We start from the raw sequence: 21,452 nt of genomic DNA on the forward strand, positions 1-21,452 counted from the left end.
GGTGCCGACCTCGGTCGGCACGCTCATATCGCCAGGTAGGTGCCAACCTTGGTTGGCACGCTCACATCACCCGGTAGGTGCCGACCTTGGTCGGCACGCTCATATCGCCCGGTAGGTGCCGACCTTGGTCGGCACGCCTTTCCGCATAAAAAGACGGAGGCCGAAGCCTCCGTCGAAACATCACGAACCCCTCGTCCGCGATCAACGCTGCTCGGTGCGGAAATCCACCGGGACCCGCACCACGCTTGCTACTGCGCGGCCGTCATGCACCGCAGGCTGGAACTTCCAGTTCTGCACGGTGTTCAGCACCGCACGGTCCAGGTCGCGGCTGCGCTCGCCGCTGCGCGAAACAATCGCAGCGTTGGCGACATTGCCACGGGTATCGACATTCAGGCTGGCGATCACGCTGCCCTGCACGCCACTGCGCAGTGCGGCAGCGGGGTAGGTGGGCATGCGGTTGCTGGCCAGCGGGCGTGCTTCGCGATTACGCGCGACCGGCGTAGTCTTGTGCTGGCTGGAGGCCGGGGCGGCCTGGCGCGTTGCAGGTGCTGCTGCATCGGTCACCGCAGCCTGCTCAGGGGCGGGCAACATGCGCTCACCGACCGGTGCCGGCGCCACATCCTCCTGGTTGGAATGGCGCAGCCACAGCAGGGCGGCCGCAAACATCGCCACAATCAGCGCGATCCACATCCAGGGCGACGTGGGCTTGTGCTGCACGCTCGAATCCTGCTGCAGCTGCGGCGAATGAAGGTCTTCGTGGGTGGTGGCAGTCATCGCAAACTCCTTCCGTCAACTGACGACGTGGGAAGTGTTGCCCGAGCCATGGACGGGAAGTGTCAGCGCTGCGTCAACGCCACCGGCAGGGTTCAGTTTGCCTGCCGGGAAGCGTTCAGTTACTGCGTCTTGAAGTCGAACGGCACTTCAATGCTGCCGGGCACGGCCTGGCCGTTGCTCTGTGCCGGAGTGAAGCGCCAGCGCCGCACGGCGTCGGTGGCGGCACGGTCGAGGTCGCGTGAACCACTGCGCTGGATCACCGTGGCGTTGTTGGGATAGCCGGTGGCGTCCACGTCCACGCGTACCACCACGGTGCCGGTTTCGCCGGCGCGCAGGGCGGCGGCGGGGTACGACGGCGGCGGCGACTGGCCCGCAATCGGCATCGGCTGGCTGTTGCCGGTCGCGGCCGGCGCTGCGCCCGGGGCGGCCGGGGCCGGCTCGGCGATCGGGGCGGGTGGCGGCGGAGCGGTTTCGACCAGCTTCGGCGCTTCTTCCTCCACCGGTGCCGGCTTGGCGTCTGGCATGTCGCTGGAACCGGCCGCAGCGGCCAAGGGTTCCGGCAGGGGCTCGACCTGGGCGGTTTCCTGCGGGGTCTGTGCGGCCGGGTCGGCGCGGAAGAACTCCTTGTCACGGCCGGTCAGCCAGACCAGCACGAACAGCAGCACGCCCACGCCGAAGGCGATGCCGGCGATCTTCAGGGCGTTGCGCGGGATATGCACAGTGAACGACTTGGCGGACGACGAGCGGGGTGCAGACATGGACCGGACCAGTACGGAATAGCCCGATTCTGCCACGGCGGGAATGAACCGGGCGGCAGAAATCCGTATAACAAGCGATAATCCCATCCCTGATACCCACCACGACACCTGCCATGCTTGATCCAGCCCTGCTCCGCCACCAGCCCGCCGACCTCGCCGAACGCCTGCGCACCAGCCGCGGCTTCGAGCTCGACGTGTCTGCCCTGGAGTCCCTGGAGTCCGATCGCAAGCGCATCCAGGTGCGGACCCAGGAGCTGCAGAGCCTGCGTAACAGCCGTTCCAAGGCCATCGGCCAGGCCAAGGCCAAGGGCGAGGACGTCTCGGCCATCATGGCCGAGGTCGCTGCCTTCGCCGACGAGCTGAAGGCCTCGGAAGTGGCGCTGGACGAGCTGCGCGAGAGGATCGACGCCATCTCGATGGGCATTCCGAACCTGCCGGCCGATGACGTGCCGGCCGGTGCCGACGAGAACGACAACGTCGAACAGGCGCGCTGGGGAACCCCGCGCCAGTTCGACTTCAAGGTGCTCGATCACGTCGAACTGGGCGCCCGCAACGGTTGGCTGGACGGCGAAACCGCCGCCAAGCTGTCCGGCTCGCGCTTCACCGTGCTGCGCGGCCCGATTGCGCGCCTGCACCGTGCGCTGGCCCAGTTCATGGTCGACCTGCACACCGGTGAGCACGGCTACGAGGAAACCAACGTACCGCTGCTGGTCAACGCCGACTCGCTGCGCGGTACCAGCCAGCTGCCGAAGTTCGAGGACGACCTGTTCAAGACCGCCGTGGGTGATTCCACGCGTTACCTGATCCCGACCTCGGAAGTACCGCTGACCAACATCGTGCGCGACGAGATCGTCGATGCCGAACGCCTGCCGCTGCGCATGACTGCCCACTCGATGTGCTTCCGTGCCGAGGCCGGCAGCGGTGGCCGCGACGTGCGCGGCATGATCCGCCAGCACCAGTTCGAGAAGGTCGAGCTGGTCTCGATCAGCCGCCCGGAAGACAGCGACGCCGAACACCAGCGCATGACCCGTTGCGCCGAAGTGGTGCTGGAAAAGCTGGGCCTGCCGTACCGCAAGGTGCTGCTGTGCACCGGCGACATGGGCTTCTCGGCGGTGAAGACCTACGACCTGGAAGTCTGGCTGCCGTCGCAGGAGACCTACCGCGAGATCTCCTCGTGCTCGAACTGTGGTGACTTCCAGGCCCGCCGCATGCAGGCCCGCTGGCGCAACCCGGCCACGGGCAAGCCGGAACTGGCGCACACGCTGAACGGCTCGGGCGTGGCCGTTGGCCGCGCGATGATCGCAGTGATGGAGAACTACCAGAACGCCGACGGCAGCATCACCGTGCCGGAGGCCCTGCGCCCGTACATGGGCGGCCTGGAAACCATCGGCTGATAGCCTGATGGGGTGGGTGCCATGCTTGCATGGCACTGCTCTGGCTCTGGTGGGTGCCATGCTTGCATGGCACTGCTGCGGCTCTGGTGGGTGCCATGCTTGCATGGCACCGTATCCACGCGTGGCGTGGATCTACAATGCGGGCTACATCCACGCCATGCGTGGATGAACCACCGTGATCACTCAACAACCCGCAGCTTCTCCAACGGCACCCAGCCCGGTTCGCCCGTCTCCGGCACGCACCACGCCCAGCCATTGAGCGTGCGCTCGCCACGCAGCAGCTGCCCGGGATCCACATCCAGTTCGCGCGCACAGTAGTCTTCCGTGGCAAATGCGCCACCCTGCGCGTCGCGGCCGATCACTGGCGCCGGCACGAATCCCGGCTGCTGGCCCTCTGCCTCGCACAGGAACCAGTCTTCCCAGCCTTCGGGCCCTTCATAACGTTCGCCCACCACCAGCGCCTGGCCACGGCGCAGGGTGATCGGGTGCGGAAATTCGCTGCGGTGTGCAGTGGTCACGATGTAGTTCATGGCTCCAGCGTAGCGTGCCCACAAAAAAACGGCCCCGCAAAGCGGGGCCGCCAGGGTGGGCCGGGATGGGGGAGGGGATCCCGGCCCGCGTTCAGCGCCCAGACGAGGAGAGAGCGGCGCCGAACGCTGGAACGCGTTACGCCGCGGCGGCCTCGGCCGCTTCGTGCGACGGCAGCGCAGCCAGTGCGCCGGCAATGGCGTCTTCGCGGTGCTGCGGCGAGTAGGCGATGCCTTCGGCGCGTACGAACTCGACATCGTTGATGCCCCAGAAGGCAAACGTCTGGCGCAGGAACGGCTCCTGGAAGTCCGCGGGCGAATCGGTGTAGATGCCGCCACGGCTGCTGGCGATGATCACCCGCTTGCCACCGGCCAGGCCGACCGGACCGTTCTCGGTGTACTTGAAGGTGCGCCCGGCCACGGCCACGCGGTCGATCCAGGCCTTCAGGGTGGACGGAATGCTGAAGTTGTACATCGGCGCGCCGATCACCACGATATCGGCCGCCAGGAACTGCTCGAGTACCTGTTCAGCATCGGCGGCTTCGGCAGCGTCGGCCTTGGCAAGCGATCCGCTGCGCAGATGCGGTACCGGATTGGCGTCAAGATCGCGATAATCAACCTGCAGGCCGTCGATCTGCTGAGTGAACTGGGCCACCACGGCGGCGGTCAGGTGGCGGGAGACGGAGTTGTCGCCAAGCACGCTGGCGTCGATGTGCAGAAGCTTCATGGCAGTACCTATGTTCGGGAGAGGTGGCGGGCTTGCCGCCGACGGAGAGAACGATAGGTTGTTGCAAAGGCGGGATAAAGGTGGTTGAATGCCACGTATTGTTCTAGATATGGAACTCGGGCATGCATGACCTGAATGATCTGTACTACTTCGCGATGGTGGTCGACCATGGCGGATTCGCCGCCGCAGAGCGCGCACTGGGTATCCCCAAGTCGCGCCTGAGCCGCCGCATCAGCCAGCTGGAAACCGACCTGGGCGTTCGCCTGCTGCAGCGCTCCACGCGTCGTTTCGCCGTCACCGATGTCGGCACCAGCGTGCACCGCCACGCGCAGACGATGCTGGCCGAGGCACAGGCCGCACGCGAAGTGGTGGACCGCCTCAGCGCGGAACCGCGCGGCGTGGTGCGCGCCAGCGTGCCGGTATCGCTGGCGCAGATGCAGCTGCCCAAGCTGCTGCCCAAGTTCCTTGAGCAGTACCCGAAGGTGCGCCTGCAGTTGAACATCAGCAACCGCCGCGTGGACATCATCAATGAAGGCTACGACGTGGCCCTGCGCGTGCGCTCGCGCCTGGACGACGATGGCAGCCTGGTGATGCGCAGCTTCGGACAGGTGCAGGAACTGCTGGTGGCCAGCCCGAAGTACCTGGATCGCGCCGGCCGGCCGAAGGATCCTGAAGAGCTGACCCAGCACGTCACCCTAAGCATCAGCGAAGACGAAGCACGCCAGCGCTGGGAGCTGCATGGCCCGGAAGGCGAAGTGCGCCGGGTCGACCTGCAGCCGCGCGTGGCCGGCTTCGACTTCCCGCTGCTGCAGAGCATGGTGAAGGACGGCTTCGGAATCACCATGCTGCCGGAAACCGTGTGCGCCGATGCCGTGCGCAACGGCGAACTGGAAGTGGTGCTGCCGGACTGGTCGCTGCCGCAGGGCGTGTGCCATGCCGTGTTCGCCTCGCGCCGCGGCCTGCTGCCGGCGGTGCGCGTGTTCATCGACTTCCTGGCCGAGCACCTGCCGCCGCAGCTGGAGGCCTCGCGCCTGGATTGCGGTGGCGCCTGTGAAAAGGCCAAGGAGCGGATCAAGGCCAGTGCGCTGGGCGCGTTGGCGGTGGATGCGGGCTGAGGCACCTGGCCGCAACCGCACCGCCAATCTGTGAAACGGTAGCGCCGGGCCATGCCCGGCGTTGCTGCTTTCCGGCCCCGGTCACTTCCGGCCGAACAGCCGGTCCCAGAAGCTGCGCCGCGGCGGTGCGGCTGGCCTGGGCTCGGCAATGACCGGTGCTTCCAGCACCGCCATCAGTTCCGCGCTGCGTGGCTTCTTCAGGAAGCGCGCGTAATCCAGATAGCTTGTCACCTTGCTCATGTGCAGGCGCTCGGGCATTGCGGGCAACGGTCCGCCCTGCAGCAGCACCTGCAGTGCCTGTGGGCGGTCCAGGCGGATCGCCTCGAACAGGGCGGTGCCGCCGCAACCGGGTTCGATCTGGTTGGCGCGTTGTGGCGCATCCTTCAACAGCTCTCGCAGCGCATCCGGGTCGTCGCGGTCCACGGTGGCAACCAGCCGTGCCAGCGCTTCAGCTTCTTCGGGTGGAAGACTGTCGCGATAGGCCTGGTCGGCGATCTCGCGCTCGTCGCGCCCGTCACCGCCCTGGATGCACAGGAAGTCGGTGACCAGGGCGACCGGAATGCCGGAGGTATCCAGCGCCCAGTAGCTCGGATAGACGCCGTCGCCCCAGCCGCTGGTGAATACGACCAGGCCGTGTGGAGAGTCCTCGCCCCAGGGGCGGTACTCGGCGCCTTCATCCAGGCCGTCATGGTCGATCAGCGCATCCGACCATTCGCTGTCTTCGTCGCCATCGGTCTGTTCGATCAGGGCCAGCAGTGCCTGCTGAGTGTTGGTATCCATGAAGCAGCCGATGCCGGCGTCGACCGGATAGCCAATGAAACTGTCCTCATCCAGGCCGGTCAGGTCCTGCGTGGTCCAGCGCGCCATCTGCCAGTGCAGGGCAGACGCAGTGAGGGCTTCGCGGGGCTTGAACCAGACCACGGCCAGCGCCGGGCGGCCGCTGTGCACGATGATCTCGACCGGATGCCGGCCCAGCGGGGCGGTGTAGTCGGCCAGCGCGGGCGCCTCGGCCTGGACCAGCGGATCGCAGACCACCAGATGCCCACTGCTGACCGGCAGGTGCCCGGCGAACGTGCGGTGCAGGGCCACTGCGGCCAGCTGGGTGTCGTCCAGCAGGGTGGTGCGCAGGTTGGCCAGATCGAGGTGGGCCATGGGGGCTCCGATTGCAGTGAAGGCCCCACCGTGCCGGATGCGAAGGGCGGGGGCAAGGGTGGTCTTGGGCAAATGCCCTTCACGTGCGAGAATACGCCGCTGCCCGGGCGACCGGGACCCGATTGGAGAGATGGCCGAGCGGTTTAAGGCACCGGTCTTGAAAACCGGCGAAGGGTTAAACCTTCCGTGGGTTCGAATCCCACTCTCTCCGCCAGTCTTTACAAAAAGCTCCTAGAAATAGGGGCTTTTTCGTTTCTACAGCCTTCGCTACCCGCCCGCTTACCCATCCACCTGCAAAGGTCGGTTCTGCGCGATCTGCTGCCGAACCCAGCCTTGCACCTCGGATTGTATCCAGAGTGCGCGACGGCCGATGCGGATAGAGCGCGGGAAGCGGCCAGCTTTGATCTCGCCGTAGATGAAGGTGGTGCCCATACCGGTCATCTGGCGCACGCGATCAAGCGATAGCAGCTCTTCCAGTCTTTCAGCCGTGCCCATGATGGCCTCCGATACGACTAGCCTCCGTAGGGCGGTCGGCCAGCCCAAGCTGGAACTGCAGAACGTTGTCGATCGGCGTATCGACCGATGGGTGGCGCGCGCCGCGCACCGGTCGGTTGAGCCTGCGCCAGGCAGCAATGGTCGCATCGGGATCGTCATGCTTGCTGGTCGACCTGCAGGCGCACTCGACCAGGTGGCCGCCGCCAGCGGACGGGCAGCGCTTGTCGTGGATGTGGCGCCCGGCGGCCGGCGGCGCAGTTCGGCAGTCCTTCGGGGTGAGCTACATGTCGCGGAGTCATTATGCGCCCTCCATTTTGTGGCTATAGCTCTGGCGTAGTCTGGGGGCCTCGGAGCCGAGCTTTAATTTTCTTAATCCACAACTTATCCACATGGCTGTCCGTGGCCGCAGTGTGCTGGGGGATATAGTCTGTGCTTGGCACTTAATGGAGGCCGAAATGAACTGGAACAGCAGCGATAACAAGCACTACCGTGGTCCGATAGATCGAGTGTTTGTCTCGATGACCGAGCAGTACGAGGTGAGTTACTTCATTGATCAGTATCTGAAGACTCGCGGTTATGGTCTGACTGACGAGAATAGGAAGAAAGTCGGCACTAAACTGGCTACGTATGCGGGCAGGGCACCGTTCAAGCGCGACGACCTCAACGCGTTCTTGGACAACGGCTGGAAGAAATGAGATGTCCGCGAGAGGAGAGTCGCACTCTCCTCTCGTTCCCTGAGGAAATCCCAATGGTTTGAATGACGCCGCGCCGCGGCGTGCTCCCGCAAACCCACCGTGGTACTTGGATTGACCCCTCCAAGCAAACCATGCGGTGGCACGGATGGAGTGAACGGAAACATCTGCGTGGGCGTCTTCGTGCCGCATTTCCTCTCGCTGGCACTGGGTCACCATCAATCGCTCCCAGGCGGGAGCGGTGGGGAGCTTCGATCTGGAAGCAGGAAAGCCGTCAGTCATCGGTGGTCTACCTAAGACATTGGGTGCAAGGGGCGGTGTGAGGCGCGCGCAAGGAGAACCTGGTGTCGCACACATGCTCGCCTGGGCGGATCACGACGTGAACGCACGACAATAGACATTGGAATCGAGCGGCAAGGACGCTCGCGCCGGGCGAAGCAACGAATTGCGCGCGGGTGACGTTGAGCACAGGTGCAGCGGTGAGCAGCTGGTCAGCCATGGGTGATCTCCTCCGGCCGCATTGGCGTGGCAGAATACCCGGCAGTCCACAGGGGGATCAGGGAATGAGCTGGTGGAGCGGCTTTAGTACGTGCTCGGGCTTGGGGGTCGACGGCTGTGTCGTCTGGTGGGACGGGTGGGCGGTTGTCGTCGCGACACTCGCAGTCTTTGCGACGGTATTTCTCGGCATCGCTACGCTTCGGCTTGGCCGCCAGGCAAACTGTCTTGGGCGCATGTCCGTAAGACTGGGCAGAGCGGCCAATCGAGCTGCGAACTTGGCCGTGAAAATTGCGTCGGAGGAATCGAAAGCCCGTGCCGACCAAGAGCGTGCTCGCCGATTGCTGGTCCTCATCCAAATACGGGCTGAGGCGGCATTGGCCCGTGGCATCTTGAATGGCACGTTGGACGCGATGCTCGCTGAGGGCGCAGAAAGACAGTTCTTGGCAGACCCGGGCTTCCGTAGTCGCATACGAGGCTCGGTACTCCTGCAAAGATTCCCGGTGGCGGAGTCGCTCAGCGATCGGCTGCATTACATCGGCCATCCAGTTGCCGGACACTTGGCCGCCGCTATGGCGATCGTCCAGAATTGGGCGCGCATATTTCCAAGCGCTGAGACGTTGGCTGGCGTTCCGTCAGACAATGATTGGGGCACCACTATGAAGGTGGTGCAGCTCGTGCATGGCCATATCACACAAGTTGATACCGCTTGCGATGCGGCCGCAGTGGAGGCGGGAATTGTGCCGGCCGAGTGATCGGCCGCGATAAGTGTCACGCCAACGGGTCATGAGTGCGCCTCCTTGATACTGGTGATCTGCTGGCCGCCGAGCGCTGCGCGGAACTCCCGCCGCTCGGCTTCGTTTGTGTAGTAGGCGGCGCGCTCCTGGCGCTCGCGCTTGGTGAACTGCGTGTCGTGCAGCGCGTGGTCGGCGGCATCGCGATTCGCCTTCCCGGTCCTCTGTACCGCGGGCTGACGTGCACGCTGTCTGGCCGGGCGACGGGTTCAATCCCGTTTTCACGGACACTCACAAGAAGGCCGATGCAGGCCATGAGGAGTGTTCATGTCAAAGCGTAGGAAGTTCAGTGTCGAGTTCAAGCGTGGTGTGGTTGAGCAGGCAAGCCAGCCCGGCGTCAGCTGTGCCCAGGTGGCGTGGGAGCCGGGAGTTCGGGACACCCTACTGACCCGCTGGAAGCGGGAAGCACAGCACCCGGGAGCTGCCGCTTTCGGCGGCACCAGGGCGCCACGGGACGACGAGCTGGCTCGCATTAAGCGTGAGCTGGCTCGGGTCAAGAAGGAATGGGATTTTTTGCGAGGAGCGGCGACGGTCTTTGCAAAGGAATCATCCTGAGGTGTCGGGTGAGCCGTGTTCTGATCACCGTCCGCCTTGTGCGGTTGACGACGTCGCTGGTACCAGCGACGTCGGTTACATGGCCGGCATTCTCTCTGCCAGAATCATGGAAATGCCCCTTGGAGCAGGGGCCTTTCTTGCTGCTTCCGCAGCTACTGCCCAGACATCGAACCGTTACGTCAGCCTGCGCAGCCTGGTTTGGGCGGGTGCACATGGATGAGGCCGAATGCACTTACCCACGCCGCCCACCCTTCGGCTTGTTGTGGCACAACGGATAACTGGAGCACGACCGGAAGGCCCCATGCGGTCCATTGCGGTCCACAAACACGCCCACCTTGCATACCGGACAGCGTTCTTCGTGGATGGCCGCGCCAGACAGGCTCGTCACTTCCACGGCCCCGTCCTTGACCAGCTCATCCAGGAACGGCGAGTGCTTGCCCTGCAGCGTGAACATCGCAACCGACCGCCGCGCTCGCGTCAGCGCCACATAGAACAACCGCCGTTCTTCGCTCAGTGGATAGGTGTCGCCATCCGGCATCGCCAGCGAAAGCACCGGGTCGTCCGACCGCAGGCTGGGGAAGCCTCGGTGGATCATCCCCGGCAGGATCACGTAGTCCGCTTCGCGCCCCTTCGATCGATGTGCGGTCAGGAATTCGACCTCCATCGTGCTGCCGAAGGCTGTCTTCCAATCCGAAGGCATCGCGCTGCGATCGGCGCGGTAGCGCCCCAGGATGAAGACCGTCACGCGTCCGTTGCGCCCTTGCGGCACCGCCCCGGACAACAACTGCTGATGCAGCTTGGCGAGGTACTGGCGAACGCCATCCTGCACCTCCTCACGCCGATTCATCTGGAACGCCTGCAGCACCGGGCCCATGGCCGGTGCGGCAGAGCGAACTGCTTTGGCGATCTGCGCGGGGTTGCGGCTGATGAAGCGGCTGGACATATCGCAGAGCGCCTGTGGGCAGCGGAACGTCTGTTCCAGTTTCAGCACCTGGCCATGGCCCATCCACTCGCGGAATCCGGTCATCACCGAAACGTCGGCCCCGGCGAAGCGGTTGATCGATTGCCAGTCATCGCCCACCGCAAACAGATGGCGGCCCGGTTGGCTGACCAGCGCACGGCAGAGGCGTGCGCGGGCGCGCGAAGCGTCCTGGAATTCATCGGCCATCACCAGCTCGTAAGACGATTCGTAGCGGCCCTGTTCCAGCAGCCCGGCCGCCATGTTGAGCATGTCCTCGAAGTCGATGCCGCGCTCGTCAGCCAGTGCGTTGTCCCAGGCCTGGAAAACCGGCCCTGCGATTTCCAGGAAGCGACGGTGTCGCTCCTTGAACTGATCCTCGGGCATCTGCCGCAGGCGTGCGGCCATGTCATCCAGCGTCAGGCAGTTGCTCTTGGCGTGGGCAATGAAGGTGCGCATCAAGCCGATCAGGTCCGCGTCCGGCATCGGTTTGGCGCCCTGATCGGGCAGCTCGCGGTCCGGGTTCGGGTCGAGCTCGATGTCACACTCGCCAAGCTTCTCTGCGAGATCCAGCAGGGCATGCCCGCTGCGCAGGCCAAAGGATGTCGTCTCGACAAGGGCCGTGCCGCGTGCCACATGCTGCTGGCGCTTCCAGTGCATCTCTTCGCTGTAGTTGGCAAAGTGCTTCGGCGGCTGGCCATCGGCATCCAGCGCAAAGTGCTCGTGATACAGCCCGGCGTCCGGATAGTAGAAGTCCGGGCGATACTGGCGATGGGTGTCTGTCGCGGTATCGAACTCGTAGCGCCGCTCGTAGTCGTACGTCACGCCGTTGTAGAAGAGCCAGTCGGCGATCACGCACTCTTCCAGGCTCTTCACCCGTTCCCCCTGCAGGGTGCGGATGTAGGGCGTGCCATCGCGGTCGTAGCCGTCGGCCTCCATTTCCGCGCCGAATGGCGGCAGGTCACGCCCGAATACCAGGCGGAACATATCCCACTGGGTGCGGAAGTGGGTCGAGCGATCCTTCAGATCGTCCACCAGTTCGGCCAGCTTGTTGAAGCCCAGTGTGGCGTCAGTGGTCCATTCCGGGATATCGGGCTTGCGCCCCGTGGCTTTGGCGATGATGGCCAGGCCCAGGGCGTGGAAGGTCCGCGACTCAACCACGGTGTCGCCCATGCCGAGCCGATCGAAGGATCGCTGCGCGCGCTCCTCCAGCTCCTTGGCAGCGTCCTTGTTGAAGGCGAGCATCACGATGCGTTCGGGTTCGACAAAGCCCCGATCAATGGCATAAGCGGCCTTGGAGACCATAGTGGAGGTCTTGCCGGAACCGGCCGCGGCCACGACCTGGACCCGGTTGTCGAAGCAGATGACGGCGCGGGACTGTTCCTCGGTCAGCGGCTTGCTCTCGACCCGGTCCAGGAAGTTCTTGGCCAGCACCAGCTCCCGCGTCGCCATGGTCGCATTGGCGTCCCCCCATACGGCGGGCCAATCCAGCTGCCAGTCGTGCAGGGCATCCAATGCGGCACGATGGCTATGGGAGTGCAGGTCGTCGTGCACATCCTCATCAAGGAACAGCCGTTCCAGCTCGACCGGCGACAAGGGCAGGGTGGGGCGCTCGGCCAGCAGGATGTGCTGCTGTTCGTGGGTGATCCAGCGGCGGCCGGCGGTGCCCCGGTCAGTGAGGGCGTCGGCCTCGGCCAGCCACGATTGGATCTGCTCCAGGATGTCCTCGAAAAGCGCCTTGCGCCCGCGTGTGGTGCGCGCGAAGAGCACCTGCTGGACAGCAGCCGCGAGGCGGGAAGCTTGGCCGTTGGGCAGGCCGTCCACGGACAGCGTTTCGCCGTCCTCGCTCTGCAGCGCAACCCTGGCCCAGAACAGGCCCGGAAGAATCCGCACACGCTGGTCATCATCGATGTGTTGGCGGTACTGCCGGCCTTCAATCAGAAGCTCGACATGCTCGCCATCCAGCCGCAGCCGCCAGTCCGGCGAGCGGGTCACACGCTGGCCCCAGCCCGAGGGGCGCCATTCCATAGACATCCAGATACTGCCTTGCGTACGTCACTGGGCGTAAAGTGCCCTTACAGCCCCATGATAAGGGGGCTTGATCAGGCGCGTGACTGTTGCCGTGTGGTCGGAGTGGGTTAGGCTGTCGCCATGCCGTAGCGGATGGCTCCGACTACTCCGTGGATGGCGCCCCGGGAAGGAATCCAATGCCTGCAGGAATGTTCTCTACATCTGGCCGCAACTGCCTTCTGGCTGTTGTACTGTCTTTGGCAGCACTGCCTGCGGCGGCGCAATCGTCCACCCCATCACTGTTCTGTGGCTTCTGGACTGAGGAAGCGGACGGAACATGGAGTGTGTCCCGGGAGGTGGACGCAGCAACGGGTGCCACGGCATCGCGCGACACCTACGAATGGACGTCAAACAGCACGCCATTCGGCACTGGCATGGCCAGCAGCTGGACCCTGAATTACTACTGGCCACAAGACGCGACGCGCCAGAAGGCTGTTCCAGAGGCTGAGGTCGTAGTGGTCATGGGTTTCCGTTTTGACGCCAAGGAAATCGGCCAGGAGCCGAAGGATCCCGGACACACCTGGATACACCTGTATCGGTCGGAAGATCCGAACAAGCAGTTTTCGGTCTACTCCACCAGCCTGACAGGCAATATGGACTGGAATCGCCTCCGAAACGGAAACCTCGGCGGAAGGGCTTTTCTGTCTTTGGATACGCTGCTGGCTTACGGTACGGGCCTGGAAAAACTGGTGTGGCACATCCGCGGTGCGCCTAACGCTCTGGGTGTGACGGAAAGTTACGCCAAGGGCGTGCTGCCCATCGCGACGATGCGCAGCAAGCTGGCGAAGATTCCGAAGCTACGTGCTGAACTGGACCAGAAAGCGGGGAAGTTCCGCAGCGAATGCAAGCTGCCGATTGAAGTTTCAGAATAGCGCTGCATTGACGCACAGCACGGCATCGGCCCCGCGGCGGCAGCGTGCCACCGCGGGACTGCCTGCCGTCACGCATTCACATCCACAACAATCCGCCCACGCACCTTGCCCGGAATGATCTGGTCGTAGACGTCCAGCACGCCGGCAAGCCCGATCAACTGCACGGTGCTTTCCAGCTTCTGCGGGTCCAGATCGGTGGCAAGACGATCCCAGGCGCGCTGGCGGACGGCCTGCGGCGCATTCACCGAATCCACGCCGGCAAGCGTCACGTTGCGGAGAATGAAGGGCAGCACCGAGCCATGCAGATCATCACTCTGCGCCAGCCCGCAGGCGGCCACTGCGCCACGGTATTTCGTCTCGGCAATGGCGTTGACGAGGGTGGGGCCGCCCGCCACATCGACCACGCCGGCCCAGCGCTCGGCACTCACCGGCCGCTCGCGCGGGGCTGAAAGCTGCGCGCGGTCGATGATCTCGGCGGCGCCCAGGCTGTGCAGATACTCGGCGTGTTCAGGTCGCCCGGTGGCAGCCACTACGCGATAGCCAAGCTTGGACAGGATCGCCACCGCAATCGAGCCGACGCCGCCGTTGGCGCCGGTGACCAGCACATCGCCCTTCCCGGGCGTCACGCCTGCATCTTCCAGTGCCAGCACGCACAGCATGGCGGTATAGCCTGCTGTGCCGATGGCCATGGCGTCGCGGGTGCTCAGGTTGGCGGGAATCCTGTTGAGCCATTCGCCGCGAACACGGGCACGCTGGGCGAGGCCGCCGTGGTGGCCCATGCTGAGATTCCAGCCGTTCAACACCACGCGGTCACCGGGTTGGAAACCGGCATTGCCCGATTCCAGTACAACGCCAGCCAGATCGATGCCAGGGATCAACGGGAACGTCCGGATCACCGGGCGCGTGCCGGTGAGGGCCAGCGCGTCCTTGTAGTTCAGCGTGGAGTACTCGACCTGCACCAGCACGTCGCCATCCATCAGGTTGGCTTCATCGAAATCGACCAGCTCCGTGGAAACGCCGTCGTTGGTCTTGCGGGTCAGCAGTGCCTTGAAACTCATGGTGCGGTCTCACGTTCAGTGGATGAGCCCATGCTAGGCTCGCACCGTTATCGCAACAAGAACGATGATTTTCCGTAGGTACTATGGTTTTCCGGAGTATGCATGCGTAGCAGGCGTTGGGACGGCAAGAGCGGTTGCGCGGTGGAAGTCACGCTGTCGGTGATGGGCGGCGTGTGGAAGCCGATCATTCTGTTTCACCTGATGACAGGCAAGCGACGCTTCATGGAGCTGACGCGGCGTGTGCCCAACGCCACCCAGTCCATGCTGACCAGCCAGCTGCGGGAACTGGAGGCTGACGGCGTGGTGATCCGCCACGTGTACCCGGAAGTGCCGCCGAAGGTGGAATACGAACTGTCTGAATTCGGGCGCACGCTGGTGCCGGTACTCCTTGCCATGCGCGAGTGGGGTGAAACCTATCGCGGCCATAAGAGCGAGGACGCCAACAGCTGAAGGATGAAGGGGCCGCGTACGTGCTTTCGCTGCGCGCGCACTTCGGTTTCGCCAACGGCCGCGGCACCAGTGGGCAGCGTGTGTCTCGATGGACGTGTCGTGTATGGCTGGATAGGGTGTCCAGATAGCGCACGCCAGCCGGGCACGTTTGCTGGCGAAGTGCATCAGTCGATGGATAACCCGCCATGCCGTGACGCTACCGGCGTAAGACCGCGTCAGCGCGGGATTTTCCTACTTCTCAGTGCAGGTTCAGTGCGGCAATCATGCCCGCGCCAAGGCACTCGCCCTGGCCGGGATTGGCGTCCCGAACTTACGTACCACTACCGGTCGTGCTTGCTGCCTTGGCGGCAGCCGCGACAATGCACCGCCTGCCAGTTCATGGCGGACGGTGCGTGGGGATCTACTGATCCGCCGGCTTTAGTGGTACGTATCCGGCACGCCAACCCGCACCGTCCGCCACCTTGCATCTGCAGGTGGCCACACCGTGAGGTTGTCGCCATGCCTGACCGTACCCCTGACGTTCCCCGCCTGCGCGAGCTGCTCGGCACCGCAGTGCGCGATCTTCCCGCGGCCCTGGCCGAGAAGCTGGAAGGCGCGCTCTGTGAATCTGCGGAGTCCGTCGTGCCCTCAGCGTTCTTCGCGCACCTTCAAGCGCATGGCGGGAATCTGCGCGCCGACGGCCAGCCCTGGACCGAAACCCGGCTCAGCCCAGGCCGAGCCTTCGATCTGGCCCTGGCCACCCGCAGCGCGTCGGGCATCACTGCGCTTACCGCCTTGCTGCATGCCGCGCATGTGGCGCGGGAGAGCGACGATCCCGCGTGCTACCCGTCCGCAGCGCTGGTCGACGGGCTGTTCAACGCCTGCCAGGCCCTGTCGCTGCAGCTGGAATGCTGCCTGGTTCCGTGAAAGACCGCGATGCGGTTCCTGTTCCGTTGACGCCCGCTTGCCTATAGTGGCCCAGGAGCCCTGCAATGGAATGCCCATGCACGTGATGTCCCCCCGCCGTTGTCTGCCGCTGGCACTTGCCGTCGCAGTGAGTGCCAGCGCGTGTGCACGGCCGCCGTCCACCGAGAATGAAAGGAATCCCGCCATGTCCGGCGCAACCCAGACCGGCCGCACGATCAACGGCCACACCTATACCGATGCGCCCGTGGACGTGAAGCTCGGGCCGAATACCTTCCGCATTCCGGCCAATTATCTGGACAGCCAGATCGCACCGTGGCCCGGAGAAGGTGTGACCCTGGTCATCGAATGGCCGGACATGAAGCCGACGCCGCCGGGCGCCCGGGCGAACCCACGTACGAATGATTTCCGGAAGGAGATTCCCATTCGGATCAACTACGTTGATCGGGTTCCCGTCGAAACACTGCTCTCAAGGCTGTCGTCAAATGAAGCAATCACGGAGGAGGGCTCTGTGGAAAGGGAGGATTCCAGGGACCGTCTCGATCAACGCGTTGCACAGCCGGAGACCTTGGGTCTGACGCCCTATGCAATCGATGAAGCGAAGATGGTGTTGTACGCGAAGAAGCATGAGGCGCGGTACGGGAAGCCGCCTGTCCGCAATCCGGCCTATGAGAGAGACTGGTACATCGCACGCCAGGGCGATGGCCGGATCAGCTCGTTCATCAAATGTGACGGCGAGGAATTCCGACGCGATGGCGTGCGGTTGGAGGGGGGCGAGGTGATCAGCGAGCCGGGAGAAGTGGCAGCGGGCTGCGTTCACTATTTCGTGGACATCGACAACAGGCTGTCCATCAGCCTGGACTACAAGAGAGCGTTTCTGAAGGACTGGAAGCGTATGGAAGAGGCCGTCAGGGATGTCATCGCGCGCACCCGGTCCAAGTGATCGGTGGTTCAGGGAAGAGAAGGGGTAAGGCATGAGTGGATTGACCGAACACGATCTCAGAATCCTTGGCAGCTATGCCAGAGATGGCAACCGCGAGCTTTACTGGAACTACCTGTCGCAGCTGCCGGGCGCCGATGGGTACGGGACACTGGCGCTGGGTGTTGTACGCAATGACAGCCTGCCGGGGCGCGTAGCGAACAGCTATGCACAGGGCTACGCGAAGACCCAGCAGGAAGAGGGATCCCGTTTCTCGAATGCACAGTTGACCGAGCGGCAATGGGAGTCCTTCGGGCAGACCCTGCTCGAAAGAGATCTTGAACTGCGGCGGCAGTGGATGAACGAACGCCGCCCAGACCTGGCACTGAATCTTCCCGGCAAGGATGTGATGCTGGCGCACGATCGTGCGTTTGAACGGCATGAACTCGACCCCAATTGCTGGACCCCGCGCGTGCTGCTGGAAGCGGCCGAACAGAAGAGCGGCCCCGCGAAGCTGGAACAGATCTGGACCAACATGCTCAACAACGACTATGCCGGAGGCCCCCGCGTAGGCAACACCAGCGTCGATGCCATCAGCCAGATGGGATGGACGAAGGGCGGCCAGTACCTGACCCGGTTGAGTGTGCTGGAAGCCACCCAGGCCCTGGAAGGGCGCTCGGCGGTCGATCCGAACGTCATCGGTGGCAACAGCTACTACGCGATGTACTTCGAGGCGGACAGGAAATGGGCCAGCGTCAATGCGGGTGGCGGTCACATGTCGCTGCGCGAGATCACCGATCCCGCCCGTATCGCTGAACTCAACGACGCGCGCGAGGTTCGTCTGGAACGCCAGGAAAAGCGTACCCTGTTCCACCCGGACGACCCGTATCGGACCATTACCCGCAGCCCGCTGACCGCAGCGGCGGACGACGTGCCGGATCCCTCACAGGCGCCGACCCGCCTGGCGGACATCGGCCCAGGCCATCGGGAGTACGCACTGATGCAGCAGGTGCGCGAAGGCGTTGCCGCGATCGATGCCAGCGCCGGGCGCACCCACGATGAGAACAGCGAGCGTCTTGTGGCGAGCGTGATGGCCTTGGCCCGCCGCAACCAGCTTGAACGCGCCGATCACGTGCTGCTGAGCGCCCAGACGGCCGACACTCCCGCAGGGCGGAACGTGTTCGTGGTGCAGGGCGAGATGAACGATCCCGCCCACCTGCGCGTTTCAATGCCAACAGATGTAGCAGTGCATACGCCGGTTGCGCAGTCGTTGCAGCAGATGGAAGCCGCCAGTCTGGAGCGGCAGCAGACCGTCGGGCAACACCAGCAGGATATCGAAGTGCAGGCGCGCGAAAATAACGCGATGCGGATGGGATGAAATCACTCCGCCCATCGCGTATGGAACCTCTTCAGTAGCAAGGGGCAGTGCCTGGCAGCCAATGCCAGCCCCCGCAATGGGGGCCGGCACACATCACGGCAGTGCGTGACTTACGGGATGGTGCAGCCGCTGTTCCGCAGGCAGCGGGCAAAAGCCGGGTAGCACACCTTCTCGCCATTGCCCGCTGCGAGGCAGGCCTCGTAGGCGGTGTAGCACGGGGTACAGCGGGACTGCGCGGAGGCACTGCCGATTCCCAGGGTCAGTGCAGCAGCCGCAATAGCAACAGACAGCTTGAATCCAATCTTCATGCTTCACTCCGTTGATAGCCCTCCTTGGGCAACGGCAACGCTACAGGCGGAGGAGATCGTGCACAAGTGACTGGAAGTGCCGACGGTTTCGGACACGCGTGGACCAGTGCCAGGCAACGATCTGCTTGCCGGCAGTGATCAGCGCTACAAGTGCTTCCGGTCAGAAGCTGTAGGCCGCCTGCACATACACCCGCCGTGGATCGCCGGGGAAATGCCCGTTGCGTTCAATGAAGCCACTGGCCGCGTACACCTTGTCGAACAGGTTCTTGACGTTGGCTTGGAACTGCCACTGCTTCCATGTGGTCTTCCAGCTCATGTCGAACACGGTGTAGGCCTTGACCGTCTGCCCGTCCAGACTGACGCGCTCACCCACATGGTCAGCACCAAAGCCGATGGCCGAATTGATCGACGGCAGGTCGTAGCGCGTCCACAGCCCCAGCTTGTTGCGCGGCGCATTGGCGAATCGGTCGCCGGAAGCGTTGGTGATGCCATTCGGGCCTGCATCCTTCACCCGCGCATCGTTGTAGGCGTAGGTCAGATTCAGCACCCAGCGCTCGCTGAGGTCGGCCAGAAGGTCAAGCTCCATGCCGGTACTGCGCACCAGGCCCAGCGCGGCCAACTGGTTCACGCCACCGATCACTTCGCCGGTGGCCTGCACGATATTGCTGCGGTCGATCCGGTAGGCGGCCATGTTCAAGGTCACACGGTCGGCCAGCAGGGACTTCATGCCCACTTCCCACTGCTTGCTGCGCTCGGCATCGAACGGTCCGCCGGCAGCCGGATTCTGGTTGGCGGCACTCTGCGGCACGAAACCACTGGCCACGTTGGCGTAGACATTCAGGCCCTCGCGCACGGTGAACGTGCTGCCCAGCCGCCAGCTGAGGTCGTTGCCGTCCACACTGCTGCCGGCAATGCGGTCGTCGTCCTTGAAGCCATCCCAGCGCAGCCCGGCCAGCACATGCCAGCGTGTGCCCAGTGCCAGTTCGTCCTGCAGGTAGCCGCCATAGCGCGTGCTGCGGGTGGACGTGCTGCGCCAGGGCAGGGCCGCCAGATTGTAGTCGTGCCAGGTACTGGCGCCGTACACGGGATTGAACAGGTCGATGCCGCGCACCGGCCCCGCACCACGGGCAAGGTCGGCGCTGTTGGCGGTCTGTGCAGTGAAATCCGCATCCAGCTGGTACACATCGGCACCGAACAACACCTTGTGCTCAACCGCGCCGGTCGTCACCCGCCAGACTGCATTGCCGTTGGCAGTGAATGCTTCGTTGTCGCGGATCTGGTTGCGCAGCTGGCGGGTCATCCACTCGGCCACGCCATCGCGGTCACGATCGATCAGGCCCATCGGCTCGTGGTACATCTGGTGCTCGTTGTTGCTGAACCAGCGAGCGGCAAAATCCACATCCAGGTTGTCGCGCGGTGCGAAGCGGTACTGCGCCAGCGCCACTTTGGCGCGCATGTCGAGGAAGTCGCTGGCCTCGTTGTGGTTCCAGCGGCGATCGGTCAGGAAGGTGCCCGCATCATTCACCGGCACGCCGCGCAGGCGATTGCCGCCGAGGTTCTGGGTGATGTCGGTGAACTGCAGCACCAGCTCGCCGGTCTGGCCGATGTCGAAGGCCAACGAGGCGTCGCCGATCACGCTTTCGCTGTCGGTGTTCCAGCGCACGCCCTTTTCACTGTCGGCATACAGCCCGGCGCGATAGCGCACGCTGCCGGAGGCATTCAACGGCCCGGTACCCTCGATCGATCCGGCACGGAAGTTCTTGTCGCCCAGCTGGATCTCGATGTTGCGTCCGGCACTGGCTTTCGGTTTGCGGGTTACATAGTTGATGACGCCGCCTGCATCACCACCTCCATACAGCGCACCTGCCGGTCCCTTCAGCACTTCCACGCGCTCGATGTTGAACAACTGCGGGACCGAGAAACCTGCATACGGGTCGCCGCGCAGGCCGTCATACAGCACGTTCTCCTGGCGGAAGCCGCGCAGGGTCACCCCGGCATAGCTGAAGTAGCTGATGCCGCTGATGCTGCGATAGAGGTCGGTCACCTGACGCGCGGCCTGATCGTCGATCAGTTCACGCGGGATGACCTGGATCGATTGTGGGACCAGCTCCAGCGGTGTATCCGTGCGGGTGCCGAGCGCAGCATCGTCCACCCGGTACAGGGTCTGTGCACGTCCGCGAACTTCGACCTTGTCCAGGTCCTTTGGTGCGGCAGTGGAGGGCTCGACAGCATGGGCAAGGGTTGCCAGGGGCAGGGTCAGTGCCAGGCACAGGGCGCGTTGCAGGGGCATTGGAAAAGGCATCGGGAGAGGGGGGCGTGTCTGCAAATGAGAAAGATTAGCATTTGCAACACTTCGTGACCTATCCCCCGAATGCGCTATGGACGCGCGCCGGAGTCCGTATACGGGGTGCCCGCCAAGGCCACCAGTACCCCGGTGGCGCCGCGCACGATCAGCTGCAGCATGGCCTCACGCGGGTCCTCGCCCTGCAGTTGGCTTGCCAATCCCTTCTCATAGGCCGCCACCATCGACGCCAGCAGCATGGCCGCGCCCAATCGCGCTTCGGCGTCATGTTCTGGCCGGCCGGCAGCGTCGGCCATCAATCGCGCCAGGTCGTCAGTCAACTGCGCCTGGAGCCGTCGCGCGTGCGCGACCAGTACCGGGCTCTCCGCCACGGTGCCCCAGAAGGCGGCAGCGCCGGCATTGATGCGCAGCAGCGGATGGCCAGCCTCCAGCAACTCGCGCACCAGCGACTGGAAGGCCGCCAGCGGGGTCATGCCGCTGCGCGCCATCATGCCCTCGCGCAGCAGCATGCGCGCCTCCTCATCGCGATCGAACACCAGGTCTTCCTTGCTGGCGAAGTAGTTGAAGACCGTCTTGCGTGAGACGCCCGCGGCTTCGGCGATTTCGGACATGGAGACGGCCTCGAAGCCACGCCGGATGATCAGCTCGGTGGCAACGTCCGAAATCGCTTGTCGGGTCTCGGCCTTGCGCTGTTCGCGACGACCTGGAGGCGGGGTCATGGGCGGTTCACTTGTGGAAACGTACACCGAGTGTAAC

The 21,452-nt window shown here is 64.3% G+C and carries 20 protein-coding genes, 1 tRNA gene and 2 pseudogenes; 11 read left to right on the plus strand and 12 right to left on the minus strand.

Annotation, left to right across the window (positions count from 1 at the left end; all coding sequences use genetic code 11):
- Positions 1 to 201 precede the first annotated feature (201 nt).
- Both N7573_RS08810 and N7573_RS08815 read right to left on the minus strand, forming a co-directional pair.
- On the minus strand, positions 202 to 774 hold the full coding sequence (locus tag N7573_RS08810; protein ID WP_279943126.1) for an energy transducer TonB: 573 nt from the start codon (positions 772 to 774) through the stop codon (positions 202 to 204).
- A 119-nt stretch (positions 775 to 893) separates the two neighbouring features.
- Entirely contained in the window at positions 894 to 1,532 is a 639-nt protein-coding gene (locus N7573_RS08815; RefSeq protein ID WP_121503608.1) for an energy transducer TonB, read from the minus strand.
- A 113-nt stretch (positions 1,533 to 1,645) separates the two neighbouring features.
- Between N7573_RS08815 and serS the strand changes: the two genes are divergently transcribed.
- Positions 1,646 to 2,926, plus strand: a complete 1,281-nt coding sequence (gene serS, locus N7573_RS08820; protein WP_279912177.1) for a serine--tRNA ligase — start codon at positions 1,646 to 1,648, stop codon at positions 2,924 to 2,926.
- A gap of 179 nt (positions 2,927 to 3,105) precedes the next feature.
- Here serS and N7573_RS08825 read toward each other — a convergent pair whose 3' ends face one another.
- Together N7573_RS08825 and N7573_RS08830 are read right to left on the minus strand one after the other, a co-directional pair.
- A complete protein-coding gene (locus N7573_RS08825; protein ID WP_049399659.1) occupies positions 3,106 to 3,456 on the minus strand; it encodes a variant SH3 domain-containing protein in 351 nt (116 codons plus the stop codon).
- A 136-nt stretch (positions 3,457 to 3,592) separates the two neighbouring features.
- Positions 3,593 to 4,180 (minus strand): NAD(P)H-dependent oxidoreductase, encoded by a 588-nt coding sequence (locus tag N7573_RS08830; protein WP_032129793.1) that lies wholly within the window; start codon positions 4,178 to 4,180, stop codon positions 3,593 to 3,595.
- Between the two features lie 122 nt (positions 4,181 to 4,302).
- Between N7573_RS08830 and N7573_RS08835 the strand changes: the two genes are divergently transcribed.
- Positions 4,303 to 5,295 (plus strand): LysR family transcriptional regulator, encoded by a 993-nt coding sequence (locus N7573_RS08835; protein ID WP_005410175.1) that lies wholly within the window; start codon positions 4,303 to 4,305, stop codon positions 5,293 to 5,295.
- A gap of 81 nt (positions 5,296 to 5,376) precedes the next feature.
- Here N7573_RS08835 and N7573_RS08840 read toward each other — a convergent pair whose 3' ends face one another.
- Positions 5,377 to 6,447 (minus strand): DUF4241 domain-containing protein, encoded by a 1,071-nt coding sequence (locus tag N7573_RS08840; RefSeq protein ID WP_279912176.1) that lies wholly within the window; start codon positions 6,445 to 6,447, stop codon positions 5,377 to 5,379.
- Between the two features lie 124 nt (positions 6,448 to 6,571).
- On the opposite strand from N7573_RS08840, the gene N7573_RS08845 reads away from it, so the two are divergent.
- Positions 6,572 to 6,661, plus strand: a tRNA-Ser gene (locus N7573_RS08845).
- A 65-nt stretch (positions 6,662 to 6,726) separates the two neighbouring features.
- Here N7573_RS08845 and N7573_RS08850 read toward each other — a convergent pair.
- Entirely contained in the window at positions 6,727 to 6,942 is a 216-nt protein-coding gene (locus N7573_RS08850; RefSeq protein WP_279912175.1) for an AlpA family phage regulatory protein, read from the minus strand.
- Positions 6,929 to 7,241: pseudogene (locus N7573_RS08855) on the minus strand (hypothetical protein). Before N7573_RS08855 ends, N7573_RS08850 begins: the two are co-directional and overlap by 14 nt.
- Before the next feature lie 156 nt (positions 7,242 to 7,397).
- On the opposite strand from N7573_RS08855, the gene N7573_RS08860 reads away from it, so the two are divergent.
- From N7573_RS08860 to N7573_RS08870, 3 genes and pseudogenes are all read left to right on the plus strand, one after another.
- Positions 7,398 to 7,637 (plus strand): hypothetical protein, encoded by a 240-nt coding sequence (locus N7573_RS08860; RefSeq protein WP_279912174.1) that lies wholly within the window; start codon positions 7,398 to 7,400, stop codon positions 7,635 to 7,637.
- 770 nt (positions 7,638 to 8,407) lie between these two features.
- Complete coding sequence (locus N7573_RS08865) at positions 8,408 to 8,884, plus strand: hypothetical protein (RefSeq protein WP_279912173.1); 477 nt, start codon at positions 8,408 to 8,410, stop codon at positions 8,882 to 8,884.
- 306 nt (positions 8,885 to 9,190) lie between these two features.
- A pseudogene (locus N7573_RS08870) lies at positions 9,191 to 9,489 on the plus strand (transposase); the annotation flags it as partial.
- 221 nt (positions 9,490 to 9,710) lie between these two features.
- Here the strand turns inward: N7573_RS08870 and N7573_RS08875 are convergent.
- Complete coding sequence (locus N7573_RS08875) at positions 9,711 to 12,464, minus strand: UvrD-helicase domain-containing protein (RefSeq protein ID WP_279912172.1); 2,754 nt, start codon at positions 12,462 to 12,464, stop codon at positions 9,711 to 9,713.
- A gap of 179 nt (positions 12,465 to 12,643) precedes the next feature.
- Here N7573_RS08875 and N7573_RS08880 point away from each other — a divergent pair, with 179 nt between their 5' ends.
- Positions 12,644 to 13,378: a hypothetical protein gene (locus N7573_RS08880; RefSeq protein ID WP_279912171.1), complete on the plus strand. Its 735-nt coding sequence runs from the start codon at positions 12,644 to 12,646 to the stop codon at positions 13,376 to 13,378.
- Positions 13,379 to 13,446: 68 nt separating this feature from the next.
- Here N7573_RS08880 and N7573_RS08885 read toward each other — a convergent pair whose 3' ends face one another.
- A complete protein-coding gene (locus N7573_RS08885; protein ID WP_279912170.1) occupies positions 13,447 to 14,436 on the minus strand; it encodes an oxidoreductase in 990 nt (329 codons plus the stop codon).
- Positions 14,437 to 14,538: 102 nt separating this feature from the next.
- Here N7573_RS08885 and N7573_RS08890 point away from each other — a divergent pair, with 102 nt between their 5' ends.
- The 4 genes from N7573_RS08890 to N7573_RS08905 all read left to right on the plus strand — a co-directional run bounded on the left by N7573_RS08890 (position 14,539) and on the right by N7573_RS08905 (position 18,086).
- Positions 14,539 to 14,886: a winged helix-turn-helix transcriptional regulator gene (locus N7573_RS08890; RefSeq protein ID WP_049398249.1), complete on the plus strand. Its 348-nt coding sequence runs from the start codon at positions 14,539 to 14,541 to the stop codon at positions 14,884 to 14,886.
- A gap of 498 nt (positions 14,887 to 15,384) precedes the next feature.
- Complete coding sequence (locus N7573_RS08895) at positions 15,385 to 15,792, plus strand: hypothetical protein (RefSeq protein ID WP_049398248.1); 408 nt, start codon at positions 15,385 to 15,387, stop codon at positions 15,790 to 15,792.
- A 76-nt stretch (positions 15,793 to 15,868) separates the two neighbouring features.
- Positions 15,869 to 16,732: a hypothetical protein gene (locus tag N7573_RS08900; protein WP_279912169.1), complete on the plus strand. Its 864-nt coding sequence runs from the start codon at positions 15,869 to 15,871 to the stop codon at positions 16,730 to 16,732.
- A 31-nt stretch (positions 16,733 to 16,763) separates the two neighbouring features.
- A complete protein-coding gene (locus tag N7573_RS08905) occupies positions 16,764 to 18,086 on the plus strand; it encodes an XVIPCD domain-containing protein (RefSeq protein WP_279912168.1) in 1,323 nt (440 codons plus the stop codon).
- 110 nt (positions 18,087 to 18,196) lie between these two features.
- Here N7573_RS08905 and N7573_RS08910 read toward each other — a convergent pair whose 3' ends face one another.
- The 3 genes from N7573_RS08910 to N7573_RS08920 form a co-directional block, all read right to left on the minus strand.
- Entirely contained in the window at positions 18,197 to 18,394 is a 198-nt protein-coding gene (locus tag N7573_RS08910; RefSeq protein ID WP_032128612.1) for a hypothetical protein, read from the minus strand.
- Positions 18,395 to 18,554: 160 nt separating this feature from the next.
- A complete protein-coding gene (locus tag N7573_RS08915; protein WP_279912167.1) occupies positions 18,555 to 20,696 on the minus strand; it encodes a TonB-dependent receptor in 2,142 nt (713 codons plus the stop codon).
- 74 nt (positions 20,697 to 20,770) lie between these two features.
- Positions 20,771 to 21,415 (minus strand): TetR/AcrR family transcriptional regulator, encoded by a 645-nt coding sequence (locus N7573_RS08920; RefSeq protein WP_279912166.1) that lies wholly within the window; start codon positions 21,413 to 21,415, stop codon positions 20,771 to 20,773.
- Positions 21,416 to 21,452 lie beyond the last annotated feature (37 nt).

Source organism: Stenotrophomonas sp. GD04054 (assembly GCF_029836955.1).
Taxonomy (GTDB): Bacteria; Pseudomonadota; Gammaproteobacteria; order Xanthomonadales; family Xanthomonadaceae; genus Stenotrophomonas; species Stenotrophomonas maltophilia_A.